This window comes from Ochrobactrum sp. AN78, assembly GCF_029909885.1.
Lineage (GTDB): Bacteria > Pseudomonadota > Alphaproteobacteria > Rhizobiales > Rhizobiaceae > Brucella > Brucella quorumnocens.
The window spans coordinates 191,207-215,030 of the sequence record NZ_JASAMU010000003.1; the positions used below are offsets into that span (position 1 = coordinate 191,207).

The window sequence follows — 23,824 nt, forward strand, 5'->3', positions numbered from 1 at the left end:
CTGAACTTCTTATTCGCCGGGCCAAAACGCCCGGCGAAACTGTTTTTATGGCTGAGTTAGCGGTTCGCGCATGGCAAACTGCTGCTCGTCACCACATTGAAGTGACGGATGAAAGCCGGGCTGCACTACACACCAAATTCCTGTGCGATATCAACGAGAATGCCGATGGAATTCTGGTGGCTGAGCGACAAGGTCAGGTGTGCGGCTGGGGCGCACGCATACCCAAATCCAATTATATCTCCGATCTTTGGATCGATCCCGCCTATCACGGCCAGGGGCTGGGTGGCTTGTTGCTCAATGCGTTGATGGCGCAGATTCTTCTTGAGAGCTTCGCAGAAGCGGAAATCGGAACGCACGCTGATAATCTTCCGGCAATCGGGCTCTATAGAAAAGCTGGCTTCGCTGTTTACTGGCAAGAAGAAGAGTGGTCTGAGAGCTTTGGTCGTCGGGTGGAAAAGGTTCGCATGAAGGTCGGCTTATAAAGCCCCCCGTAAAGCTCCATTGTCATTTGCACATATGCGCCTATCCTCTTGTAAGGAATCAATTTTCAGGAGGAGGGGCTTATGTGGATCATGCTTACTGATGTCAGCGGTGAAAGAGTTGCCGTGAATTTCAACCACGTTCTTTCCTATAACGCATATGGGACAGGAACCCGCATCGTAACGCTGAGCACCGATCTGACTTTCTTTGTTAAAGAATCCACCGAAGAGATTGAGAGCAGGCTCGGTATCGACGTGAAAAGCTGAGTTTCTAAACAAGAACGGCAACCCGGGTTGACGAGTTGCCGCTTTGGTATTTACGCCTTCTTATTCGAATGAACTCGATCAGATGTCGAGTTCTTCCACGAAAGCTGCACGATCCTGAATGAAGCGGAAGCGGGCTTCTGGCTTGGTGCCCATCAGATCGTCGACCGTGTTGCGGGTTTCATCGATATAGTCTTCATCGACATGTACTCGCAAAAGCGTACGCTTCTTGGGATCCATGGTCGTTTCTTTGAGCTGCTCGGCGCGCATTTCGCCAAGGCCTTTGAAGCGGCCAATTTCAATCTTGCCACGCCCTGTAAACAGCGTGCGAAGCAATTCATCCTTGTGTGCATCATCACGTGCATAGGCGACTTTACCGCCTTGGCTAAGACGATAAAGCGGCGGTACGGCGAGATAGAGATGACCGTTACGAATGAGGTCCGGCATCTCCTGATAGAAGAAAGTAATCAGAAGCGATGCGATATGCGCGCCATCCACGTCAGCATCGGTCATGACGATGACGCGGTCATAGCGAAGGTCATCTTCGCGATAATTCTTGCGCGTACCGCTACCAAGCGCCTGCACGAGATCAGCAATCTGCTGGTTGGCTGTTAGCTTTTCGCGGCCTGCACTTGCTACGTTCAGAATTTTGCCGCGCAGCGGCAGGATTGCCTGATTGGAACGATTGCGCGCCTGCTTGGCGGAGCCACCAGCCGAGTCACCCTCGACGATGAACAGTTCTGCGCCTGCGGCCGCATTCTGCGTGCAATCAGCAAGCTTACCCGGAAGGCGCAGCTTACGCGTAGCACTTTTGCGGACAGTTTCCTTTTCCTGACGGCGACGCAGACGTTCCTCAGCGCGGTCGACAACCCAGTCGAGCAAGCGCGAAGCTTCCTGCGGCGAAGCTGTGAGCCAGTGGTCAAACGGATCGCGGATGACATTTTCCACGATACGCTGCGCTTCAACGGTCGCAAGCTTGTCTTTGGTCTGACCGACAAATTCGGGTTCGCGAATGAAAACCGACATCATGGCCGCCGCCGAAATCATCACGTCATCGGTGGTGATAATTGAGGCGCGCTTGTTATTAGTCAGTTCTGCATAGGCTTTCAGGCCACGCGTCAAAGCGATGCGCAGGCCCGCTTCGTGCGTGCCGCCATCGCCTGTCGGGATCGTATTACAATAGGAGTTGACGAAGCCGTCCCCGCCATACCACGACACAGCCCATTCAACTGCGCCATGCCCACCCTGTTTTTCTGTGCGGCCCGCAAAAATTTCGCGCGTAACCTGATGTTCCTTGCCGAGCGACGCAGAAAGATAATCTTTCAGGCCACCTGGGAAGTGAAACACAGCCTTTTCGGGCGTTTCTTTTTTCGGGTCGAGAAGAGCTGGGTCGCAGCTCCAGCGGATTTCCACACCACCAAATAGATAGGCTTTCGAACGCGCCATGCGATAAAGCCGGTGCGGGTCGAAATGCGCGCTTTTGCCAAAAATATCCGGGTCTGGATGGAAGCGGACGCGCGTGCCACGACGGTTATGCACCTCACCGGCGTCTTCCAGACCACCCTGCGGAATACCGCGTGAAAAGCGTTGGCGATAAAGGCGGCGATTGCGCGCGACTTCCACTTCCAGAACATCGGAAAGCGCATTGACGACGGACACACCGACGCCGTGCAGACCACCGGATGTTTCATAAGCTTTGCCGTCAAACTTACCGCCCGCATGCAGCTTGGTCATGATGACTTCAAGCGTGGATTTTCCTGGCACCTGTGGGTGTTCATCCACTGGAATGCCGCGACCATTGTCGCTGACGGTTATGAAGCCTTCAGCATCGAGGCTGACTTCAATGAAGTTGGCGTGGCCTGCAACCGCTTCGTCCATCGAGTTGTCGATGACTTCAGCGAAAAGATGATGCAGAGCCTTTTCGTCCGTGCCGCCGATATACATGCCGGGGCGCAAACGGACAGGCTCCAAACCCTCAAGAACGCGAATGGACGACGCATTATAGTCGTCACTTCCCGACGAAGCAGGTGGTGCCTTGGTGGCAGCAGGCGCGGACTTTGGGGCAGATGGCAACGGCGTCGCTGCCGGCTGCGCAACAGGTCGCGGAGCGGGCGCCTTTTCAGACTGTCGCTCCTGCACCCGTTCGCGGGCATTGTTGACTACTCTGGAAAAGAGATCGTTATCGTCCATCTTTGTCCGAAAAGCTTTCTGTCTGAATTTACGATGGCTGCGTCATACACGCTTAAGCCGAAAATAGTGTGTCTGCGAATCACATAGATGATGCCACGGGAAATCACGAAAGGCGACCAAAGTTCGCCTTACGTTCTGATCTTGTCGGGCTTTATCAAAGGGTTTTATTCATCCGCACCAGGATTTGCACCAGAAACGTGGCGAAAGTCAAACCGCACGCTTTTCCGGGGCTGTTTAAGATGGAAACGAAGAGCCCATTCGCGTAAGCGCAAGGGGTAGCGAGGAAATTGCGAGTGGTGAAATGCAGGGCAGGGCAGCAGTTAGCGTAGAAGCGCATGTGAGGGGCATGGCAATCATGGTGCTCTCGGTGTTGTTGCTGCCGCTTATGGATGCCATCGGCAAATGGCTTGCCATGATGGATAATATGCCGCCCGCAACAGTCACCTTTATGCGTTTTTTCATCCAGTCCGTGCTGATGTTTCTGGCGTTGATCGTCATGGGCGGCTTGGCCGCTTTGCGGACGACGCACCTTACCGGCAATCTGGTTCGCGGTGCACTGATGGGGTTTGGCGGAACGTGCTTTTTCACCGCCGTCAAATATATGCCTCTGGCGGATGCTATGGCGGTGTTTTTCGCCGAACCACTGATCCTGACGCTGCTTTCTGCTGTGTTCTTGAAAGAAAAAGTTGGCTGGCGCCGCTTCAGTGCAGTCGGAATCGGATTGATCGGTACGATGATCGTCATTCAGCCGAGTTTTGAGATTTTTGGGGCCGTATCGCTGCTGCCATTGGCGACTGCTGTCACCTTCGCAATCTATCTTATCCTGAACCGGAAATATGGCGCTAAGGAAAGCCCTGTCGTCATGCAACTCTATGCAGGCATTGGCGGTGCTTTTCTCGCAGGTCTGGCCATGGTGCTTGGTACGGCCATCGGCATTGAGGATTTGACGTTCTCGCTGCCGCACAGCCTGCAACCATGGTTATTGTTACTTTTGCTGGGCACGATTGGCACGGTCAGTCATCTGTTGGTCGTGCAGGCGTTCAAGCTCGCGCCCGCATCCATGCTTGCGCCATTCCAATATCTGGAAATCGTCAACGCTGTTCTGGTCGGACTGATTGTTTTTGGTGATTTTCCAACGCCGTCGAAATGGTTCGGAATCGCAATCATCGTCGGGTCAGGCTTCTATGTCTTCATGCGCGAGCGACGCGTAAAGCCGGTCTGATCTTATTTTGTCTGGCGAGGGCCAAAAACGCTTTCGAAGGCCCTGCCGAGCGCGACGTCCACGTCGCCCATAGCCACCGGCAGCCCCAGGTCGACCAGGCTGGTAACGCCATATTCGGCGATGCCGCAGGGGACGATGCCGCCGAAATGTTCGAGTTCCGGCTCGACATTGATTGCAATGCCATGAAAGCTGACCCAGCGACGGAGGCGAATGCCGATGGCTGCGATCTTGTCTTCGCACATGCCACCATTGGCAAGCGGCGGCTTTTCAGGGCGTACAACCCACACACCAACGCGATCCGCACGTCGCTCACCCTTGACGTTGAATTGTGCAAGTGTCTCGACGATCCATTGTTCGAGCGCGGTTACAAAAGCGCGCACATCTTCACGGCGCCTTTTGAGGTCGAGCATGATGTAAGCCACCCGCTGACCGGGACCATGATAGGTGTATTCACCTCCGCGTCCGGTGTTAAAGACCGGGAAACGATCCGGTGTCAGCAGATCTTCAGTGTGGGCGCTTGTGCCTGCTGTATAAAGTGATGGATGCTCGACGAGCCAGACAAGTTCGTTCGCTGTGCCTTCACGAATGGCCTGTACACGCGCTTCCATGAAGGCGAGTGCCTCTTCATAATCCGTCAAACCATCAGCGATCAGCCATTCGACTGCCGGAGCGTCGGCAGATGTCGGCAGGAAATGCACTTCACCGGTCGCAACATTGTGTGTGGAGGGCGATGGTTCATCCGTATGGACTGTGAAGAGGGGGGCTGAGCTATCGTTCATGATCGCAGCATATGGCGCTTTTTTTGCGCCTTTGCCAGATGTCAAAATGCCTCTACGTATCGACGTCGAATAAACTCAGGCGATCAATTGACCTGACTTCATCTTGTGGTCGAACCCAGGAAACACATCAGGCGTGATCGGCGCCAGGACATTGATTGTCAGACCTGATGGTGCGAAATCAATGTCGCATCGTGCTTTCAGTTCTTCTGCCAACACCAACCGCAACAGGCGCTGGCCAAAACCGCGGCGGGATGGGCGTGCGACAGACGGGCCGTTGGTTTCCACCCAGCGCATCTGGAATTTCTTTTGACCCTCATCATTGACGATGTTCCAGCTGAAATCGATGCTACCTTGTTCATTGGATAGAGCGCCATATTTGACGGCGTTGGTAGCGAGCTCATATAGCCCCAGCGACAGTGCCACGGTTACGCGGTCACTCACGAACAATGAAGGACCGCTCATGCGGATACGGTTGCCAAATGTTCTGTTGAATGGAGCCAGCGCCATGTCGGATATTTGCGGGATGGTCGCGCCGCCCCAATCCTCTTGGAGCAACATATCGTGCGCTTGTGCGAGCGCATGCAGGCGTTCGTTGAAGAGCTGACTTGCCTGCTCGGAATTGCTGGCATTGCGCAATGTCTGGTTGGCAATGGATTGCACCATTGCCATCGAGTTCTTGAAGCGATGGGAAATCTCGCGGGTAACGAGGGCTTTATCGGCTTCGGTTTGCTTGCGTTCAGTGACGTCTAGCATGACACCAAGCAATGTTGGGTGTTCACCGAGCAGCGCTTTTGCGCGCGTTTCCACCCATATGGTTTCACCGGCTCTGTTAACGATCCGATATTCCATGGAATAAGGCTCGCCTGTCGCGAAGGCCTCTTCAGTTTGTTGTAGCACTGCCATTCTGTCTTCAAGCACCACCATATCGATGATCTGGTCAAAATGGATATTCTCGTTTTCCTTAAATCCAAAAATCCGCCGACACTCGGCTGACCCAGTGACGTTGCCGGTATTTAGTTCACGTGTCCAATAGCCGATATTTGCAACATCTACGATATAATCGAGATGGTTTTGACGACGCTTGGTTTCATTGGAGAGTGTGTCCCGTTCGTGTTGAAGTTCGACAAGACGTTTGAGTTCAAGCGTAACGTCGAGCTGAGTGGAGACGAAATGCTGAATTGTGCCATCAGGGCCTTTGACTGGTGAGATATGCAGTCTGTTCCAGAAAGCTTCGCCAGATTTTTTGTAGTTCAATATGTCGATATCGATCGACTTTTCCGCTGCTAAAGCGGTCCGGATCGCAGTCACATGCTCAGGGCAGGTGCCCGAACCCTGTAGAAACCTGCAATTCTTTCCGATGATTTCATCTGCCGAATAGCCTGTAACTTGCAGGAAGGCCTTGTTTGCATAGACGATGGGGTTATCCGACAAGCGCGGATCAGTGATGAGCATCGGGGTAGGCGTATGCTCTACCGCAGCCAGAAAAGGGTTGGTATCTTTCGACATCAAGCTTGAAGCGAAATTGCTGGCCGATTCCAATTCAGTTGACACGACACCCCCAACGCACACAAGCCGCTACAACTCTAGTTAGAATGTTGCGAAACTATCTGATAATTGCAGCAATTGCGAATAAAATCACATTTACTCTTAGCTATCATCACGCTGGAACGGCACCAAGCAGGTTTTACGTTAATTATGTTTGAGTTGAGCTCAGGCGCATCACTTGTCAGATATATAGCGTGCTATATATTCCTAGCTATCATTCAGCACACGTTCATCTAGCATCAGCCATGATGTGTGCAGTTGAACTGGAGAACAAGATGATTACCACCTTGAAAAAAATGATGGTTGGCTTAATCGGCGCAACTTTTATGATCGGTGCGATGGCACCAGTTTCTGCTGCTCCGGTCTTGCTCACTGCACAGGTCGCTGGCAGCGATAACGTCGTTCCTGTTCGGAATGATCGTTGGGATCGTCGCGGTCACGGCAATTGGAATGGTCATCGTCCGGGTCGTCCAGGCTGGAATGGTCACCGTCCAGGTCGTCCAGGCTGGAATGGAAACCATCGCCCACGCCCAGGTTATTGGAACGGTCATCGCGGCTATAACCACTATCGTAATGGCTATCGTCGTCATAATGACGGCTGGTGGTATCCGCTGGCAGCCTTTGGTGCTGGTGCAATCATAGGCGGTGCGATTGCGCAGCCAGCGCCTCAGCCGGTTTATCGTTATAGCAACAACCACGTTCAGTGGTGCTATAACCGCTACAGGTCTTACCGTGCTTCGGACAATACGTTCCAGCCTTACAACGGTCCGCGTCAGCAGTGCTATTCGCCTTACCGTTGATAAACTAAGCTTTCTGAAAATAGCCGCCTCAAAAGGGCGGCTGTTTTTGTTTGGCGGGTAATTCGAACGTGCTCTAGCCGCCGCGCTGTTCGTATCCTTCAACGTTCTCACCGGTCATCTTATGATGTAGATACTGCTTGAGCCGGTTGATCTGATCTTCGCTCCAGCCATCGACGTCTGCGACTTCAATCCAAGCATCTACATAGTGTTCTGGCGCATAAACGTGGCCATACCCCATGGGAGTTGTCGTCGCGAAAGCCATATCCAGCGCCAATTGTAACATCGTAACCACCGGATACCATCGCAGTTGCGGTGAAACATCATGTCCGCGAGGAGCATTCATCCACTCCGGTTGACGATAGAATGCATGACTGTCAAAGAAGACCACCGCATCGCTCGCATATTGCAAATAGACGATACGAAGTGGTCCCCACCGTGTCCCGTTGCCGGGAGCCTCTCCATTCTGGTTCATGAAACGAGCGAAAGCGCCGTCCCGGAAAACCGGCAGCCATTCCGGTGTACCTTCATTCCTGTCACGCGTGATCTGTTTCCAGTCGCGGCTCGGGAAGGGCGGACCACTCCACAATGCGCCGTTGATCGGATCTTCCAGCATCTCAAACAGTGAAACCGACTTCTCGGAATTCATTGCACCCAGACTGAGACCATAGAGATACAGACGCGGACGCTGGTCTTTCGGCAGGGTCTTCCAGTAGTTATAAACGGTTGTGAACAGTGCCCGCGAGGCGTCAGCGCCATATTCGGGCTGGAAGAGCAACGAAAGCGGACTGTTGAGATAGGAATATTGCATAGCGATGCTGGCAACATTGCCATCATGAAGAAATTCGAGGCCGTTCATTGCCGCCGGGTCGACCCATCCCGTGCCTGTTGGTGTGATGATGACAAGGATGGAACGATCAAAACCGTTCTGCCGCTTCAGTTCTTCAAGCGCGCGTTCTGCACGCTGTTTTGGTTCATCGGCAACATTCAGTCCGGCATAAACGCGGATAGGATCAACCGCCTGACGTCCTGTTAACGACGAAATTTCGTCTGCTGTCGGTCCTGACGCCACAAATTCACGGCCCGCGCGTCCCAGTTCATCCCATTTCAGGAGAGACGCAGCACTTCCGGTCTTATCGGCAGCAACAGGTCGAGGGCGGTCTGGCTCGATCAATGCATCAAACTCGCGGAATGAACGATCGAGCACCTCGAAGGTTGACTGGATAAGAAGACCGTTCGCAACTGTCCAGATCAGAACGACTGTCAGCGCTATGCCAACGACATTGGCCACTCGTCTAGGGACGACATGGTGTATCTTTGCTGAAATGTAGCGTCCAAGCCAGATCAGGGCGCGAGCCAACAGCAACAAGATCAAAAACGTAACGATAGCCAGCCCGCAAACGCTTGCGGGGTAGGCGCTTGGAACAGGCTCCATGCTCATTGCGGATCGCACGGAGTTCTGCCAACCGGCTGACCGATAAAGCGCCACTATCGCGACCACTAGACAAGTAAGTCCGACGATCAGATTAACGCGGCTGCGCAAACGATCGTTGGGCTCAGGCAATTCGAGGTAATGCCAAATCCAACGCCAAAAAACGCCAAGACCATATCCTGAACCAAATGCCACGCCACACAAAATGCCTTGCATCACATATGTTCGTGGAACGAGGCTCGGGGTGAGAGCTGCTGCGAATAGCAGAGTACCCAGGGCCAGCCCGATGCCGGAAAGGGAATGTCTGAAACGAAAAAACGCGTTTGTGACAAATGACATGAAAAACCGAAACGTTGGAATGAATTACACGGAAGAGCCTACAGTATCATTTCAACAACCGGAATCGATTTCTGGAATCATTTTTGGCTCTTTGTAACCGCTATTGAGTTGCGCGATTCTACCTTTTCGGAAGGCAATAGATCAAATTCTCTGCCAAAAAGCCGAACTCAAGCGTGGCAATTTCACCGACAAGCCCTGTGGGCTCGAAGTTTCTATCAATTGGCACTGCTTTTTTGGATTTATGTTGGAGAAACTTGATTTTATGGTGTTGACCAATGCGAAAGCCGCCCTTATGTTCCGCCGCACTTCCAGGGACGATTTGTTCCTCAAGGGAGCGCGTAGCTCAGCCGGTAGAGCAACTGACTTTTAATCAGTAGGTCCAGGGTTCGAATCCCTGCGCGCTCACCACTTCCAATGACTTAGCACCATTTCAAAAGTTACCATTTTACAGGTCACCTTTCATTTTACAGTTTGGCGCTTATTTTGTTCCCTTTCTGATCGCCTCAATCACATCACCACTGCCAAGATAATTCTTGCGAATTATGCTTGCACATTCTGATTTGGAATGACCGGATATTTCAGCGATACGCTCAATGTCCATGCCGTCAGCGTAGGCATAGGTGATGCGTTTCAGTTTAAATCACTATCTGCTGTTCATTTAGATGTTGTATGTCTTTGACGCCTAAGGAGACACGACGTGATCGGAACAACTCCAACACTTGTAACCGCCCGCCTTACACTTAGGCCGCTGAAGATAGAGGATCTGGCTGCCTACGAAACATTCTTGATGTCTGAACGGTCAACTGGAATGGGAGGGCCGTTCGACAAGTCCACGGTTTGGGGACTATTTTGCGGCGACGTAGCGATGTGGCATTTTTTCGGTCACGGCGCACTTATGGTTGAACTGACAGCCACAAAGCAATGTATTGGACAAGTCAGCGTTAACGACGGGCCTAAGTTTCCTGAAAAGGAACTTGGATGGTTCCTGTATGATGGTTTTGAGGGACATGGCTATGCTACGGAGGCCGCTAGTGCGATGCGAGATTGGGCCTTTGAGGAATTAGGGTTGCCTACACTGGTCAGCTACGCATCCCCCAAAAATCTCAGATCAATTGGCGTCGCAGAAAGGTTAGGCGGAATTCTCGATCTGACAGCTCCCAGAGACGATTTGGAAGACGTTGTGTATCGTTACGCTAAGGCATGAGAGGTGCCTTCGTTCTGACAGCAATGCCAAGAACCCCAAGGGAAAACCTCAGTCTGGTGTCGCGCCGACCATCCTTGTGCTTGAAAAGCGCAAAAATAAGCTCTTTAAATTCTTTCTCGTCCGGTTCTCGTATTTGTCGCAGTGACAATCTCACCAAGGGATGAGATGAGCGATTATGAGCCTCAAAGCCAGAATAGTCGGCAACAAGTTTGAAGCTGCCCTTTGGGCGGCATCAATCGCGCTCGTCATTCTGTTTCAGGGGATCATAACCTCTTACGCGCAAGCCTCGATGGTTGCGTGGTCGAATGGCCAAACTTCAGTCATTTGCTCGATCCATGACGGTCAAACCAATGGCGATGAAGCTCCGCTAAAGGACCTTGCGCGTTCGTGCTGTTCGGCACTTTGTCAAGCCGCGTGCGCTGTTGGTGCTGGCCTCGCTGCTCAAACACTGTCGTTTGCCTACCACGCAGTATTTGTTGCCCGTTATCATCTCGTGCGGCTCGTGGTTCACGGTCCGCCAAATTCTCTGGGCCAAACCTATCTCCCTAGAGGACCACCTGCACTTCTCAGCTGATGCATGGATCAATTCCGGCGCTATGCAGCTTGCGCGTTCTAGAGCATTTCCTGTTTAAGATGAATTGCAGAAAATGTTCTATCTATTTGTTTTTACGCATGTCTTTAACCCAAAACAGGTTCCCATTTTTGGGAGACATGCTCAAGCGTACATCTCGAAAAGCGTGAAGCGGTTTTCGGATAAGATGTGCTTTAAACAAACACTTGAGAAGCGCAGTTGCCTATCGTCCGGCTTTTTCACACAGGCTGGAGATGCCAATGTTTTCTTTTTATTTATCTGCAGACGCTGCACGAAATGAGGTGCAGCCATGACCGATGCCATATTGCCAAAAGCACAATCAAAGAGCGGCTCTGTTGAGGCAACGCGCGTTGCCGGTTCGAGTTTAAAGGCCTTCATCACCAGACTGCACTTTTATGTGGGTCTGTTCGTTGGCCCATTCATCTTGATTGCCGCAATCACAGGCACGCTTTATGTACTGACGCCGCAACTCGAAGACATGATCTATCGTGATCAATTGCGCACATCGTCATTAGGCACTGTGCAGCCATTGGCTGATCAGGTTAAGGCTGCCCGCGATTTTATCGGTGACGATCCGAGGCTGTTTGCTATCCGCCCATCGACAGGTCCGGGCTGGAATACGCGCGTTATGTTCATCGAGCCGGGTTTAGGTGAATCTGAAACTCGAGCAATTTTTGTCGATCCAATAACGCTGGCAATCAAGGGAGATCTCGTCGTCTACGGCACGAGCGGCGTATTGCCGTTGCGTGCGTCTATCGACTATTTACATCGCAATCTGATGCTCGGAGATTTTGGCCGCTATTATAGCGAACTTGCCGCTTCATGGTTGTGGGTCGCAGCGCTCGGCGGTGTTCTGCTATGGTGGTGGAAGCGGGATGTCCGGCGTAGTTCAAACGCCAAAGAAAATGCGCACTTGCGTACGCGGCGTCTGCACAGTCAGATTGGCATCTGGATCGCTGTAGGTCTGGTTTTTCTTTCGGCGACTGGCATGACATGGTCGCAATTAGCAGGTGGGCGAATTGACGATTTTCGTGCGGCAGTCGGTTGGATAACACCGTCTGTTTCGACCGCTCTTGATAAACCCGCTGTGGCTGCCGACCCGCATGCCGAACACCGTGATCATGGTAGTCAACAGGACCACAGTGCCGCTGCATCGACAATCGATTATGTCAGCCAGCTTGACGCTGTAAATCTCCTGTCGCGGCAATCCGGTCTTCAGTCGCCAATGCTGGAAATTCGTATTCCGCGAAATGCTGATCAGGCTTGGCTGGTCCGCGAATATGACCGCTCCTGGCCTACGCAGGTTGACACGCTTGCTATCGACCCGCGCGACATGGCGGTAATCAGCAGGGCCGATTTTGAAACATTCCCGATCATTGCCAAGCTCATTCGCTGGGGAATTGATCTGCACATGGGTGTTCTGTTCGGCGTTGCCAATCAGATTGTTATGGCTTTGTTGGGCTTGGCGCTGATTGGCATGATAATCTATGGCTATCGCATTTGGTGGCAGCGGCGACCGCCTGCGGGTTCTATGCCGCGAACCCTGATTCAAAGCTGGCTCTATCTCAAAGTGCTGCAGAAGCTGCTGGTCGTGCTGATCGCGGTTGTGATTGGTTGGGCTTTACCGATGATTGGTCTGAGCCTGATCGCATTTTTGCTGATTGATCTTGTGCGCTGGAAATTAGGTGGTCGGAAGGCTTTGAAAGTATGAGTAAAAATGGCACCGACAATATTGTCGGTGCCATTTTTTAACTCGCAGGGCGCGGTGGCAGACCTGCGCGAGCGCGCATCTTATCAAGCAAAGCCGCTGCAATCGGCTCATAGTTTTCATCGAAATGATGACCGCCGGACAGCTTCATAAGGTCAGCACCTTTAAGCTCTGGCGCTGTGCAGGCAGTATCATCTTCTTCTTCGCCATAGACGCAGACAACGCGATCAAGCGGGATGGTGGTAATAGCTGGTACGACGTCCTTATCGCCATCCATACCAAGCCAGCCTTCAATAGAAACCTGGAATGTCGTGGTGGTTTCAACGCCGAGAAGCCCCACCATCTTCGTGCGGTCCTGCAGGGCTGGATCGAGATATTTCCACGCAAATGGGAATGTATCAGCTCCGAAGGAATAGCCAAGAATGGTAACCGGCAATTTGCCGGTCGGATCAGCCTTCTCGATCATCGCCGTTGTGTCTCGAGCAATTTCTTCAGGCGTGCGTTCGGACCAGAAATAACGCAGAGAGTCGACGCCGATGACATGAACGCCATTGGCTTGTAGCCACTCGCCAATTGATTTGTCGAGATCGCGCCAGCCGCCATCGCCTGAATAAAAAACGGCCACCATATCGCTTTTGCCGCCCTTTGCGGGAAGGTCAACGATTGGCAACGCTTCGTTCTTTGCATCCTGATCGGCCATAGCGACGACGTTATCGACCGCCATCTTCATGCGTGCCGGGAAGTCCGACCCGGATTGCAGCACGGCAATCTTTTTCTGACGTGCATCGACAGGATTATTCACGGGCGAGCCTATCGGCCCAATCACAAGTGTCGGGGCGGGCATATTCGCTTCATAGCCGTAGGTGAAGCCGCCACCAGGCGCTTTGGTGGCTTCAGCCGCTTCGGTACAGGAGGGCAGGCGCGTTTTCGCAGGTGTAGGATCAAGAACAATAGCGCCTGCGATGGTCGCATCAGGTGAATCTGACGCTGCTGCATAGGCAATCGTTGCACCCTGACCAATGCCAGTTACGACGGGATGGAAATAAACGTCAAGATCAAGTCCGCGAAGGGCTTCTTTGGCAATAGCTTCAAAATCGGAGTCGAGATAGTTGCACTCGCCATCTTCCTTATCGAGCGCTGCCCGCCACGGACCAAGCTCGACGGGCAAAACGATTATGTTTCGCGCCAGCATCGCATCCATATAACTGCGTTCTTTGTCTCCGACGCCGCTTTCATCACTCAACAGGATGGCAAGACCGACCGGATCGCCTTTCGGCATATAAACCGGAATATTTGAAAGCCGCTCGGCGCTTGCATGAATGACAGGCTCATCGGCATTGAAGAACTGTGCCCATTGGCGTGCAATCTTGCCGGGATGAAGTGCCGCATAGGCACCTGCACCTCCAATCAGCGCCAACCCAAGAACAGTTAAAAGAATGCGTCGCTTCTTCATTTGCGGATGAACTCCAGAGGGCTACCATTGATCAGAGTTGTGGCATCGATAAGAGCACGGGGTGTTTCCAGACCACCGGGACAAACCATATAATGTGGGGTCCAGATCGGGTCGAACTTCTCTTTGAAGGCCTTGAGGCCGTCGAAATGGTAGAGGTCCGCACCGCGTCGATAGATAAACGAGCCGAAACGATTCCAGCGTGAAGCAAGTCTGCTGCGGTTTAAGCCAGAGAGCGGTGCCGCGCCCAGATTGAACCATTTATAGCCCTGATCCTTACTATACATAAGCAACTTGGCAAAAAGTGCGTCCATCAGAAGCTTGTGCACGTCGGGCATATAACGCATGAGGTCTACTGTGATTTCGTATTTGTCGGCCCCACGCCACAAGTTTGCGAAGGCAACAATCTCACCGTCTTTTTTCATCACGGCAACATCGAAGCGCTCCATGTAATCATCATCGAAATAACCGAGTGAAAAGCCCTTTTCGCTGCCGGACTTATGATCGAGCCATGCATCGGAGATTTCGCGCAGGCGAGGGACGAGGGACAGCACATCTTTCACGTCGATGACGTCAAAGGTCAGTCCGTCCTTGTCGACCTTGCGGTCAGCATAGCGGAATGGTTGACGGCGAGGACCTTCAAGCGAGAAATCAGTCAGATCGACGCGAGCAACTTCGCCGAGCTTCAGCGCGACCAATCCCATATCCAGAAACAGCGGCAGACTGTCAGGGCCAACACCATAAAACACCGTGCGCAATGCCATTTTGTCGGCAAGGCCGTGGAACGACCACGCAAGTTCTCTGGCAGCTTTTTTGTCTCCGATAGGTTCACCCAAGGCGATCAGGCTACCACCGGATTGCGCATACATAATGAACGCGTTGTTATCGGGTGCGAGCAAGAATTGTTTGTCGCCAAGCATCGCAAGTGCTGCATCTGTGTGCGGGCATGCTGCCACAAGTGCAGGAACTGCCTCTGGAATAGAATAATCGCGTTTGCGCTTGCGCTGGCTGTGCCGGTTGATCATTGAATGAAGACCGACTGCTGCGACGACTGCGAAGACCAGAACGGTCGCACGCAGGAAGCGTGGCGCATTGTCATTCCATGCAAAATCCCACCAGAGGTCATTGGAATATTCAACATGTCGATAGACGAAGAAGCCAAGCCACGTGGAAACAATAACGGTGGTACCGACGGATGTAATCCAGCTCCAGCTCAGTTCAAACGGGCCTGAGATCGGGCGACGGTAGAAGGAATCGCGAAAACCCCACAAGGCAAAGGCAAAAAGGCAGAGGATGGTTGCTTCTTCCCAGTCCAAGCCTTTTGTAAGTGAGAAAACTGCGCCGAAAAGCAGAAGGATGAGGGCCGCGATCCACGCGCGTTCAAGCCGCTTGAATAGGCCACGTGCGACGATGAGCAGAGCGACACCCACAAGACTTGCTGCAAGATGCGATGTTTCGACGAAAAATTCCGGCACCACGTCGGAGAGAATTTTTACCCGGTACCGCATATCCGGAGTTGCGCCCGACACCAGCAGAATAATGCCGCCGAGGAATATAATACTGGCGGAAAGTCCAGGTATCAGAGGTTCGACGAGGCGCTTGGCAAACTTGGCTTGCCGTCCAAGCATCTGCCTGCGCCGCATGATTTCCCATATCAAAATGCCTGCTGTGGCGACCACAAGCGGCATAACCGTATAGATCACACGATAAGCAAGGAGAGCCGCGATAGCATCGGGTTGGCTGCCGATACCGAGACCAGCGATGATTGTGGCTTCAAAAGCGCCAAGCCCGCCTGGCGCATGACTTGCGATGCCGAGCACAATGGCGATGACATAGACGAGCGCGAAGACTGCAAAGCTTGGAACTGCATCCTGTGGCATCAGCACATAGAGTGTTGCTGCCGCAGCGCCGACATCGACAAGACCTGCAAAAATCTGTGTAATCGCACCCTTGGAGTTAGGCAGGCGCAAGCTTAACGAGCCAAGGCGCAGTGTGCGCTCTCCATGGGAAAGCCAGTAGATGAGCCAGCCGATACCGCCCAGAATGATGATGCCTGCAACAATATCCAGACGAGAGTCGATCGTCGAAATCCACGGTACATCCTGTGGGTCGATAAGAAGGGCTGCTCCCACCATGATGATGAGCGCAAACCAGATGGCAAACCAGGACGTGCCGACGATCTTGCCGATGTCAGCAAGGCTGATTCCTTCAGCCGCATAAATCCGATAGCGAAGCGCACCACCAGTCAGAAGCGAGAAGCCAATCGCATTAGAAATCGCATAGCCAGCAGCCCCTGCCACCGCAGCGATACGGCGTGGGATTTGGTTGGGCGCAATCGTGTCCACCGCAACCACATCATATAGCGCCACGGCTGCATAGCTGAGCATCGTGAAAAATACAGCGAGCCCAATGGACGTCCACGAAATTGCATGAAGTGCCTCAAGCGTGTCCTTGCGTGAGGTATTCTGGAGCAGATTTTCCAGAACATAGATTGCCAGCAGGGCAATGGCGATGCCCGCTATGGGAAACAGAAAATGCTGGTATCGCTTCAGCAATCCGAAAGACTTATTCTGTCTAGTGGATGCTGAAGAAGGTTCTTCATTATCAATTAAGCTCATCGGAGCGTCGTCCAGTTGGAGCAATCTAAAATTGCGCAAGTGATCCTGATTTAGGGCGAACTTATGTTCGAGCGAGATGCCGCATTGAAAATATTCAAAGTAATGCCGAAGTTGGGTTATAAGGCCAGCAAACGGCGTTCGCCGCAAGCATTTTGAGGAAAGTCGGAAAGTTAGATATATTTTCCCTACTTTGTTCAAAAACAAATCAATAGAATGACTTATCTGGTTTAGATGAGAAATGTTCTATATGAAAACGAGGTTTTGGTGCTCAGTGTTTCTTATCTGACGGCTGCCGGTGCAGGTGCGCTGTCGTTCTTATCGCCTTGCGTTCTACCGCTGGTTCCACCCTACCTATGTTATATGGCGGGTGTGAGCGTTGAGGATTTTCGCGCTGAAAAAGAATCGCGCGTTGCTGCCGCTTCCTTGCAGCGTCGCTCACTGGCATTGGCTGCGATCTCATTTGTGCTTGGCTTTACCACAGTTTTTGTAGCGCTTGGTGCTGGTGCTTCGTCCATTGGCGCGTTCTTGCGCATGTGGCAGCAGGAAATCGCCATGGTGGCGGGTGTCGTCATCATTTTGATGGGCCTTAATTTTCTTGGTATCCTGCGGTTTTCATTCCTGTCGCGCGAAGCCCGTTTTCAGGCGCGAAGTGCGCCCGCAACGCCATTGGGTGCGTATGTCATGGGCTTGGCGTTTGCGTTCGGTTGGACCCCTTGTATAGGCCCGGTTCTAGGACCAATTCTCACATTGGCGGGCGGAAGCAGCACGGTGATCGAAGGCGCTGCCCTTCTGGCCGTTTATTCGCTGGGCTTGGGAATTCCTTTTTTGTTCGCCGCCCTTTTTTCCGGCGCATTCATGCGGTTTTTGTCGAGGTTCCGCGTTCATCTTGGCAAAGTTGAGAAGGTTATGGGCGCTCTTCTCGTTATTGCCGGTGTCCTTTTTCTTACCGGCGGCATGCAGTCGTTTTCATTCTGGTTGCTTGAGACCTTCCCGGCCTTAGGTCGATTGGGATAAGCAATCTGTAAGTTTCCATATACGCTTTAATGCTATGAGCAGATGAGCCTCAATATTTCTGGACGATACAATGACAGACCGTACCTGCCTTTCCATCGTGCTTGCCGCTGGCGAAGGCACGCGTATGAAGTCGAGCTTGCCGAAAGTACTCCATCAGGTGGCAGGGCTTCCGCTGGTCTGCCATGTGGTGAAGGCTGTTCAGGGCACCGGCAAGAGCGATGTTGCGCTGGTCGTCGGGCGTGGCGCGGATAAAGTGCAGACGGCTGTCGAAAAAGTTGCTGATGCTGTTTCCTCTTTTGAGCAGACCGAGCGTTTGGGCACTGCTCATGCCGTGCTGGCAGCGCGTGACGCTATTGCGCGTGGCTATGATGATCTGCTGATCGTCTTTGGGGATACGCCGCTTATTGAAGCGCAATCGCTGCAGGCTGCACGCGGTAAACTCGCAGAGGGTTCTGATGTCGTCGTGATTGGTTTTCGTCCGGCCAGTCCGCAAGGCTATGGTCGATTGATCGAAGAGAATGGCAAGCTGGTTGCTATTGTCGAAGAAAAAGAAACAACTGACGCTCAAAAGAAAATCGGCTTCTGTAATGGCGGGCTTATGGCTGTGCGTGGTGCGCATGCGTTGGCCTTGCTTGACGCAGTTGATAACAAAAATGCCAAGGGCGAATATTATCTCACCGATATTGTGGGTTTGGCCCACAAAAAAGGTCTGAATGTTACGGCACTTGAAGTGCCAGTCGATAATGTCATCGGCATCAACAATCGTGCAGAACTGGCGGAGGCAGAAAACATCTGGCAGAACCGTAAGCGTCTGGACATGATGCTGGCAGGTGTGACGCTGATCGCACCCGAGACCGTTTTCTTCTCGCATGATACATTGATCGAAGCCGACGTCATAATCGAGCCGAATGTATTCTTCGGACCTAAAGTCTGTGTTGCATCGGGCGCGCTGATCCACGCTTTCTCACATATTGAAGGCGCCAATATCGGCGAGAAAGCTGAGATTGGGCCGTTCGCACGTTTGCGTCCGGGCGCAAATCTTGGCGAAAAATCCAAAGTCGGCAATTTCTGTGAAGTGAAGAATGCTGAGGTCGGCAAGGGTGCAAAAATCAATCACCTGACTTATATCGGCGATGCGGTTGTCGGGGCATCGAGCAATATCGGTGCAGGTACGATCACCTGTAATTATGATGGCTATAACAAATATAAGACTGTGATCGGCGAAAACGCATTTGTTGGCTCCAACAGTTCGCTTGTTGCGCCCGTATCGATTGGTGACAATGCCTATATCGCATCCGGCAGCACGATCACGGATGATGTGCCTGCCGATGCTCTGGCATTTGGCCGGGCTAGACAGGAAACCAAAGAAGGGCGGGGAAAGATCCTGCGGGAGAAGTATGCTGCCATCAAAGCGGCTAAAACGTCTTCGAAATAAATCGACGATTAGATGAAGAGAACGGCAGTCCCTTGGGTTGCCGTTCCGCGTTAGACTCTTTAAATCGCGGCTATACGCGTGAATATCGGATTTGGAGCACCCTATGTGTGGAATTATCGGCATTATTGGCAATAACGAGGTCGCACCGCGTCTGGTTGATGCGCTAAAGCGACTTGAATATCGCGGTTATGATTCTGCCGGCATTGCCACGCTCCAGAATGGTAAGCTCGATCGCCGTCGTGCGGAAGGCAAGCTCGTCAATCTCGAAAATCGCCTTACGGGCGAGCCACTTCCCGGGGTGATCGGCATTGGCCACACGCGTTGGGCCACCCATGGCAAGCCGGTTGAGCGCAACGCGCATCCGCACATCACCGCACGTCTGGCTGTGGTGCATAACGGCATTATCGAAAACTTTGCTGAACTGCGTACCATGCTTGAAGCCGAAGGGCGCAAATTCGAGACCGAGACTGATACCGAAGCTGTCGCGCACCTCGTGACGCGCGAGCTGGAAAAGGGCAAGTCGCCGGTTGAAGCCGTGCGTGACAGCTTGCCATTGTTGCAGGGTGCTTTTGCACTTGCTTTCCTGTTTGAAGGCGATAAAGAAACTCTGATCGGTGCGCGTCAGGGACCGCCGCTGGCTGTCGGATACGGCGAGGGTGAAATGTTCCTTGGTTCCGACGCCATCGCGTTGTCACCATTCACGGACACAATTGCATATCTGGAAGATGGCGATTGGGCTGTGCTGACACGCAAGGGTGTAACCGTCTATGACGAAACCAATGCCGAGGTCGAGCGCGAGGTCCAAAAATCACAGACTGCAAATATGTTGGTGTCGAAGGGAAATCATCGCCACTTCATGCAGAAGGAGATGTTCGAGCAGCCGGAAGTTATTTCCCATACGCTTGCAAACTATCTCGATTTCACCACCGGAAAAGTGCGTGAAGAAGCAGTCGGCATTAATTTCAGCAAGGTTGATCGTCTGACCATTTCTGCCTGTGGCACCGCTTTTTATGCAGCCTCAGTTGGCAAATACTGGTTCGAGCAGATTGCGCGTTTGCCGGTCGACAGCGATATTGCATCGGAATTCCGTTATCGCGAAATGCCGCTTTCAAAGGATTCGCTGGCGATGTTCGTTTCGCAATCCGGCGAAACGGCTGATACTCTGGCTTCGCTGCGTTATTGCAAGCAACAGGGCTTGAAAATCGCCTCTGTGGTCAATGTGACCGGTTCGACCATTGCGCGAGAATCGGATGCTGTGTTTCCCACGCTTGCCGGTCCTGAAATCGGTGTTGCTTCGACTAAGGCATTCACCTGCCAGCTTTCGACCATGGCGTCACTTGCAATTGCTGCCGCAAAGGCGCGCGGGGTGATTGACGACAAACGCGAACAGGAGCTGGTGCGCCAGCTTTCCGAAGCGCCGCGTTTCATCAATCAGGTGTTGAAGCTTGAAGACCAGATTGCGGCTGTTTGTCATGAGCTGGCCAAAGTCAATCATGTGCTTTACCTCGGTCGCGGCACGTCCTTCCCACTGGCGATGGAAGGTGCGCTGAAGCTCAAGGAAATTTCCTATATTCATGCTGAAGGCTATGCGGCTGGTGAGCTGAAGCACGGACCGATTGCGCTGATCGATGAAACCATGCCGGTAATCGTCATTGCACCGTCGGATCGTCTCTATGAGAAGACTGTATCCAACATGCAGGAAGTGGCAGCTCGTGGCGGTCGTATTATTCTGATTACTGATAAGAAGGGTGCAGCGGCAGCAAGTCTTGATACGATGGCAACCATCGTTCTGCCTGACGTGCCAGAATTTATTACGCCGCTGGTCTATGCTCTGCCGATCCAGATGCTGGCTTATCACACTGCGATTCTTATGGGTACTGACGTCGATCAGCCGCGTAATCTCGCGAAGTCGGTGACTGTAGAGTGAAATAAAAACAGTCTATTATAGATAGACTTTGATAAATGGATGGAATGGCCGCAACAATGCGGCCATTTTTGTTCTAATTTTTATGCATGTCGTTATAGGATCGTAGCGGGATCAGAAATCAGTCCAGTGGACTGATTTCCCCGCGAAGGCGGTTTCCACTTTTCCGCGACAAGGTTTATCCTGCCCGAAGTAGGCGGATCGCTTCATCACGACCAAAGAGATAGAGCAGCACTCGCAGCGCTTGCCCGCGTTCGCCCTCTAGATCGGGGTCGCTTGCCAGAATATAACGGGCATCTTTGCGCGCAATTTCCAGTAAATCACCATGTGTTTCTATGGACGCAAGGCGAAAACCCGGTGTGCCGGACTGGCGGGTGCCGAGCAGTTCTCCTTCGCCGCGCAGCTTCAAATCTTCCTCGGCAATGCGGAACCCGTCTTCCGTTTCGCGCATCACCTTGAGACGTGCCTGACCGATTTCTCCGAGCGGGCCTTTGTAAAGCAGCAGGCATGTGGAAGGCTTGTCGCCCCGACCGACACGTCCGCGCAGCTGGTGCAATTGGGAGAGACCGAAACGCTCGGCATGTTCGATGACGATGATTGTCGCATCCGGCACATCAACACCAACTTCAATGACAGTCGTTGCTACCAGAAGCCGCGTTTCCCCCTGTTTGAAAGCGCGCATGGCTTCGTCTTTCTCAACGCCAGTCATGCGGCCATGAATGAGCCCGATCTTGTTGCCAAAAGCAGATTTGAGCGATTCAAAGCGTTCTTCGGCCGAGGTCAGCTCGACAACCTCGGATTCTTCCACGAGCGGGCAAATCCAGTAGATTTTTTGCCCTTCGTTCACAGCTTTACGGATGCGCTCAACGAGTTCACCCAAGCGCTCTATTGGCAGAATAGCCGTGGTGATCGGTTGGCGGCCGGCTGGCTTTTCGGTGAGCTTGGACACATCCATATCGCCAAATGCGGTTAGAACCAGCGTGCGCGGAATAGGCGTTGCCGTCATCACCAGCATATCGGGCGCGCTGCCCTTTGCCGTCAGCATCAGTCGCTGATGCACGCCGAAACGATGTTGCTCGTCAATAATAACAAAGACAAGATCGTGATACTCGACCTTTTCCTGAAAAAGCGCATGTGTGCCGATGACGATATCGACGTCACCGCTCTTGAGGCCTTCGAGAACAGCTTTGCGCTCTTTCCCTTTATCGCGTCCGGTGAGGAGGGCAGTTTTCAGGCCAACTTTTTCAGCCAGAGGCGCAATGGTTGCAAAATGCTGTCGTGCCAGCACTTCTGTTGGTGCCATCAAGGCCGATTGCCCCCCAGATTCTGCTGCATGTGCCATCGATAAAAGGCCCACTACGGTCTTACCCGAGCCGACATCGCCTTGTAGCAGGCGAAGCATACGCTCTGGAGATTTTAGATCGGTGATGATCTCGTGAACCGCCTGATCCTGACTCCCGGTCAGTTTATAGGGGAGGTGGCGCATGATTTCAGCAACGATGCGGCCATTGCCTTCAAGCGGGCGACCTGAAAGACGGCGTGTTTTGGCACGCACTAGTGCCAAAGCCAACTGCCCTGCCAGAAACTCGTCATAAGCCAATCTGCGCCGCGTGATGCTTTCGAGCGCAACATCGCTCGGGTCTTCCGGCAGATGCATTGTATCGAGTGCATCTTTGAAAGCATGAAAACGCTCGCGCGCGAGGAGCGGTGGATCTATCCATTCTGGTAGCACTGGTACGCGTGTGAGTGCTTCTTTCATCGCCCGCCCGAGTGTTTTGGACGAAAGCCCAGCCGTCAGTGGATAGACCGGCTCAACCATCGGCAGGTTAGCCGCATCTTCCAAGCTTGCGATATAATCCGGATGTACCATCGAGGCGCGCCCGTTGAACCATTCCACCTTGCCGGAGACAACGACAGTTTCACCTTCGGGCAGCATTTTTTCAAGCCACGGCAATTGCGCATGGAAGAAGGTGAGAATGATTTCACCAGTATCGTCATGGGCAATCACGCGATGGGGAACATTTCCTCTACCGCGTGGCGTGGGCTGGTGTTGATCGACCATCACCTCCAGTGTAACGATCGCGCCTTCCTGCGCAAAAGCGATGCCGGGGCGATTGCGCCGGTCGATCACACTATGTGGCGGCAGAAAGAGAAGTTGGCCAACTTTCGGCTCGGTACCGGGGACATCCGTTCCTAAAAGCTTGCCAAGCAAAGCAGCCACTTTCGGGCCAATGCCTGAAAGTGAGCGGACGGAAGCAAAAAACGGATCGAGTACAGACGGACGCATGGTGGCGAGCATTAACTGCTTTGCTTTTCTGTGCAAGCCTTTGAAATGGTTTTTGTACTATTTTTGTTCTAACGCATCGACCCGAAAATCGGAATCGATTATTGGAGAGTACGGTCACCGGTTTCAACTCTTTAGAGCGGCCTTTGCGGGACCAATTGGGTGCACAGTGCTCTGACGGCTTAAAGGGTTCCCAGATGAGCAGCAGATGCTATATACCGGCTTCGAACTTTATAAATGGAGCGCTTGAACAATGACTGGCAGCACACTTGCGGCGGGAAATCTTGATGTAAGGCGTCGCAAGCTTCTGTTTCGCGCCTGGCACCGTGGTATGCGCGAGATGGATCTGATCCTTGGACAATATGCGGATCAATATCTCGCTGGCTTCACCGATGCTCAACTTGATGAGTTTGAGCAGATTCTTGAAGTGCTCGACCGTGATCTTCTGAAATGGGTGACAGGCGAAAGCCCGACACCTGAAGAACATGATACGCCCCTGTTCCGCGATATTATCGATTTCCGCGACCGCATCGAATTCTGAGAATAAG

The 23,824-nt window shown here is 52.7% G+C and carries 18 protein-coding genes and 1 tRNA gene; 12 read left to right on the plus strand and 7 right to left on the minus strand.

Going from position 1 to position 23,824, the window contains the following annotated elements:
* Nucleotides 1-47: 47 nt before the first annotated feature.
* Nucleotides 48-482 carry a GNAT family N-acetyltransferase gene (locus tag QBD00_RS07635; RefSeq protein WP_235901797.1) on the plus strand — a complete coding sequence of 145 codons (435 nt, stop codon included), beginning with the start codon at nucleotides 48-50 and terminating at the stop codon, nucleotides 480-482.
* Between the two features lie 81 nt (nucleotides 483-563).
* Nucleotides 564-746, plus strand: coding sequence for a hypothetical protein (locus tag QBD00_RS07640; RefSeq protein WP_024900242.1), 183 nt, complete (start codon nucleotides 564-566; stop codon nucleotides 744-746).
* A gap of 78 nt (nucleotides 747-824) precedes the next feature.
* On the opposite strand, the gene parE is transcribed toward QBD00_RS07640, so the two are convergent.
* Complete coding sequence (gene parE / locus QBD00_RS07645) at nucleotides 825-2,933, minus strand: DNA topoisomerase IV subunit B (RefSeq protein ID WP_151092816.1); 2,109 nt, start codon at nucleotides 2,931-2,933, stop codon at nucleotides 825-827.
* Nucleotides 2,934-3,234: 301 nt separating this feature from the next.
* Between parE and QBD00_RS07650 the strand changes: the two genes are divergently transcribed.
* On the plus strand, nucleotides 3,235-4,155 hold the full coding sequence (locus QBD00_RS07650; protein WP_191793130.1) for a DMT family transporter: 921 nt from the start codon (nucleotides 3,235-3,237) through the stop codon (nucleotides 4,153-4,155).
* 2 nt (nucleotides 4,156-4,157) lie between these two features.
* On the opposite strand, the gene lipB is transcribed toward QBD00_RS07650, so the two are convergent.
* Entirely contained in the window at nucleotides 4,158-4,934 is a 777-nt protein-coding gene (gene lipB, locus QBD00_RS07655; protein WP_412535000.1) for a lipoyl(octanoyl) transferase LipB, read from the minus strand.
* A 75-nt stretch (nucleotides 4,935-5,009) separates the two neighbouring features.
* Nucleotides 5,010-6,440 carry a PAS domain S-box protein gene (locus QBD00_RS07660; RefSeq protein WP_318579289.1) on the minus strand — a complete coding sequence of 477 codons (1,431 nt, stop codon included), beginning with the start codon at nucleotides 6,438-6,440 and terminating at the stop codon, nucleotides 5,010-5,012.
* A 314-nt stretch (nucleotides 6,441-6,754) separates the two neighbouring features.
* Here QBD00_RS07660 and QBD00_RS07665 point away from each other — a divergent pair, with 314 nt between their 5' ends.
* Nucleotides 6,755-7,279 carry a BA14K family protein gene (locus QBD00_RS07665; RefSeq protein WP_151092821.1) on the plus strand — a complete coding sequence of 175 codons (525 nt, stop codon included), beginning with the start codon at nucleotides 6,755-6,757 and terminating at the stop codon, nucleotides 7,277-7,279.
* A 73-nt stretch (nucleotides 7,280-7,352) separates the two neighbouring features.
* On the opposite strand, the gene QBD00_RS07670 is transcribed toward QBD00_RS07665, so the two are convergent.
* The gene (locus QBD00_RS07670; RefSeq protein WP_318579089.1) at nucleotides 7,353-9,047 is read right to left on the minus strand and encodes an alpha/beta hydrolase; all 1,695 of its coding nucleotides are present in this window, start codon (nucleotides 9,045-9,047) and stop codon (nucleotides 7,353-7,355) included.
* Between the two features lie 332 nt (nucleotides 9,048-9,379).
* Between QBD00_RS07670 and QBD00_RS07675 the strand changes: the two genes are divergently transcribed.
* From QBD00_RS07675 to QBD00_RS07690, 4 genes are all read left to right on the plus strand, one after another.
* Nucleotides 9,380-9,455, plus strand: a tRNA-Lys gene (locus QBD00_RS07675).
* 289 nt (nucleotides 9,456-9,744) lie between these two features.
* Nucleotides 9,745-10,251, plus strand: a complete 507-nt coding sequence (locus tag QBD00_RS07680; RefSeq protein WP_191793206.1) for a GNAT family N-acetyltransferase — start codon at nucleotides 9,745-9,747, stop codon at nucleotides 10,249-10,251.
* A gap of 175 nt (nucleotides 10,252-10,426) precedes the next feature.
* The gene (locus tag QBD00_RS07685) at nucleotides 10,427-10,825 is read left to right on the plus strand and encodes a hypothetical protein (RefSeq protein ID WP_318579090.1); all 399 of its coding nucleotides are present in this window, start codon (nucleotides 10,427-10,429) and stop codon (nucleotides 10,823-10,825) included.
* A 307-nt stretch (nucleotides 10,826-11,132) separates the two neighbouring features.
* Entirely contained in the window at nucleotides 11,133-12,554 is a 1,422-nt protein-coding gene (locus QBD00_RS07690) for a PepSY-associated TM helix domain-containing protein (protein ID WP_318579091.1), read from the plus strand.
* Nucleotides 12,555-12,591: 37 nt separating this feature from the next.
* Here QBD00_RS07690 and QBD00_RS07695 read toward each other — a convergent pair whose 3' ends face one another.
* Both QBD00_RS07695 and mprF read right to left on the minus strand, forming a co-directional pair.
* A complete protein-coding gene (locus tag QBD00_RS07695) occupies nucleotides 12,592-14,004 on the minus strand; it encodes a virulence factor family protein (RefSeq protein ID WP_264234174.1) in 1,413 nt (470 codons plus the stop codon).
* On the minus strand, nucleotides 14,001-16,619 hold the full coding sequence (gene mprF / locus QBD00_RS07700) for a bifunctional lysylphosphatidylglycerol flippase/synthetase MprF (RefSeq protein WP_318579092.1): 2,619 nt from the start codon (nucleotides 16,617-16,619) through the stop codon (nucleotides 14,001-14,003). The genes QBD00_RS07695 and mprF overlap by 4 nt, the downstream gene beginning before the upstream one ends.
* A 264-nt stretch (nucleotides 16,620-16,883) precedes the next feature.
* On the opposite strand from mprF, the gene QBD00_RS07705 reads away from it, so the two are divergent.
* The 3 genes from QBD00_RS07705 (at nucleotide 16,884) to glmS (ending at nucleotide 20,995) form a co-directional block, all read left to right on the plus strand.
* A complete protein-coding gene (locus QBD00_RS07705; protein WP_318579093.1) occupies nucleotides 16,884-17,633 on the plus strand; it encodes a cytochrome c biogenesis CcdA family protein in 750 nt (249 codons plus the stop codon).
* A gap of 70 nt (nucleotides 17,634-17,703) precedes the next feature.
* On the plus strand, nucleotides 17,704-19,068 hold the full coding sequence (gene glmU / locus QBD00_RS07710; RefSeq protein WP_318579094.1) for a bifunctional UDP-N-acetylglucosamine diphosphorylase/glucosamine-1-phosphate N-acetyltransferase GlmU: 1,365 nt from the start codon (nucleotides 17,704-17,706) through the stop codon (nucleotides 19,066-19,068).
* Between the two features lie 103 nt (nucleotides 19,069-19,171).
* The gene (gene glmS / locus QBD00_RS07715; protein WP_318579095.1) at nucleotides 19,172-20,995 is read left to right on the plus strand and encodes a glutamine--fructose-6-phosphate transaminase (isomerizing); all 1,824 of its coding nucleotides are present in this window, start codon (nucleotides 19,172-19,174) and stop codon (nucleotides 20,993-20,995) included.
* Nucleotides 20,996-21,170: 175 nt separating this feature from the next.
* Here glmS and recG read toward each other — a convergent pair whose 3' ends face one another.
* Nucleotides 21,171-23,291: an ATP-dependent DNA helicase RecG gene (gene recG, locus QBD00_RS07720; protein WP_318579096.1), complete on the minus strand. Its 2,121-nt coding sequence runs from the start codon at nucleotides 23,289-23,291 to the stop codon at nucleotides 21,171-21,173.
* A gap of 238 nt (nucleotides 23,292-23,529) precedes the next feature.
* On the opposite strand from recG, the gene QBD00_RS07725 reads away from it, so the two are divergent.
* Nucleotides 23,530-23,817 (plus strand): succinate dehydrogenase assembly factor 2, encoded by a 288-nt coding sequence (locus QBD00_RS07725; RefSeq protein WP_264230662.1) that lies wholly within the window; start codon nucleotides 23,530-23,532, stop codon nucleotides 23,815-23,817.
* Nucleotides 23,818-23,824 lie beyond the last annotated feature (7 nt).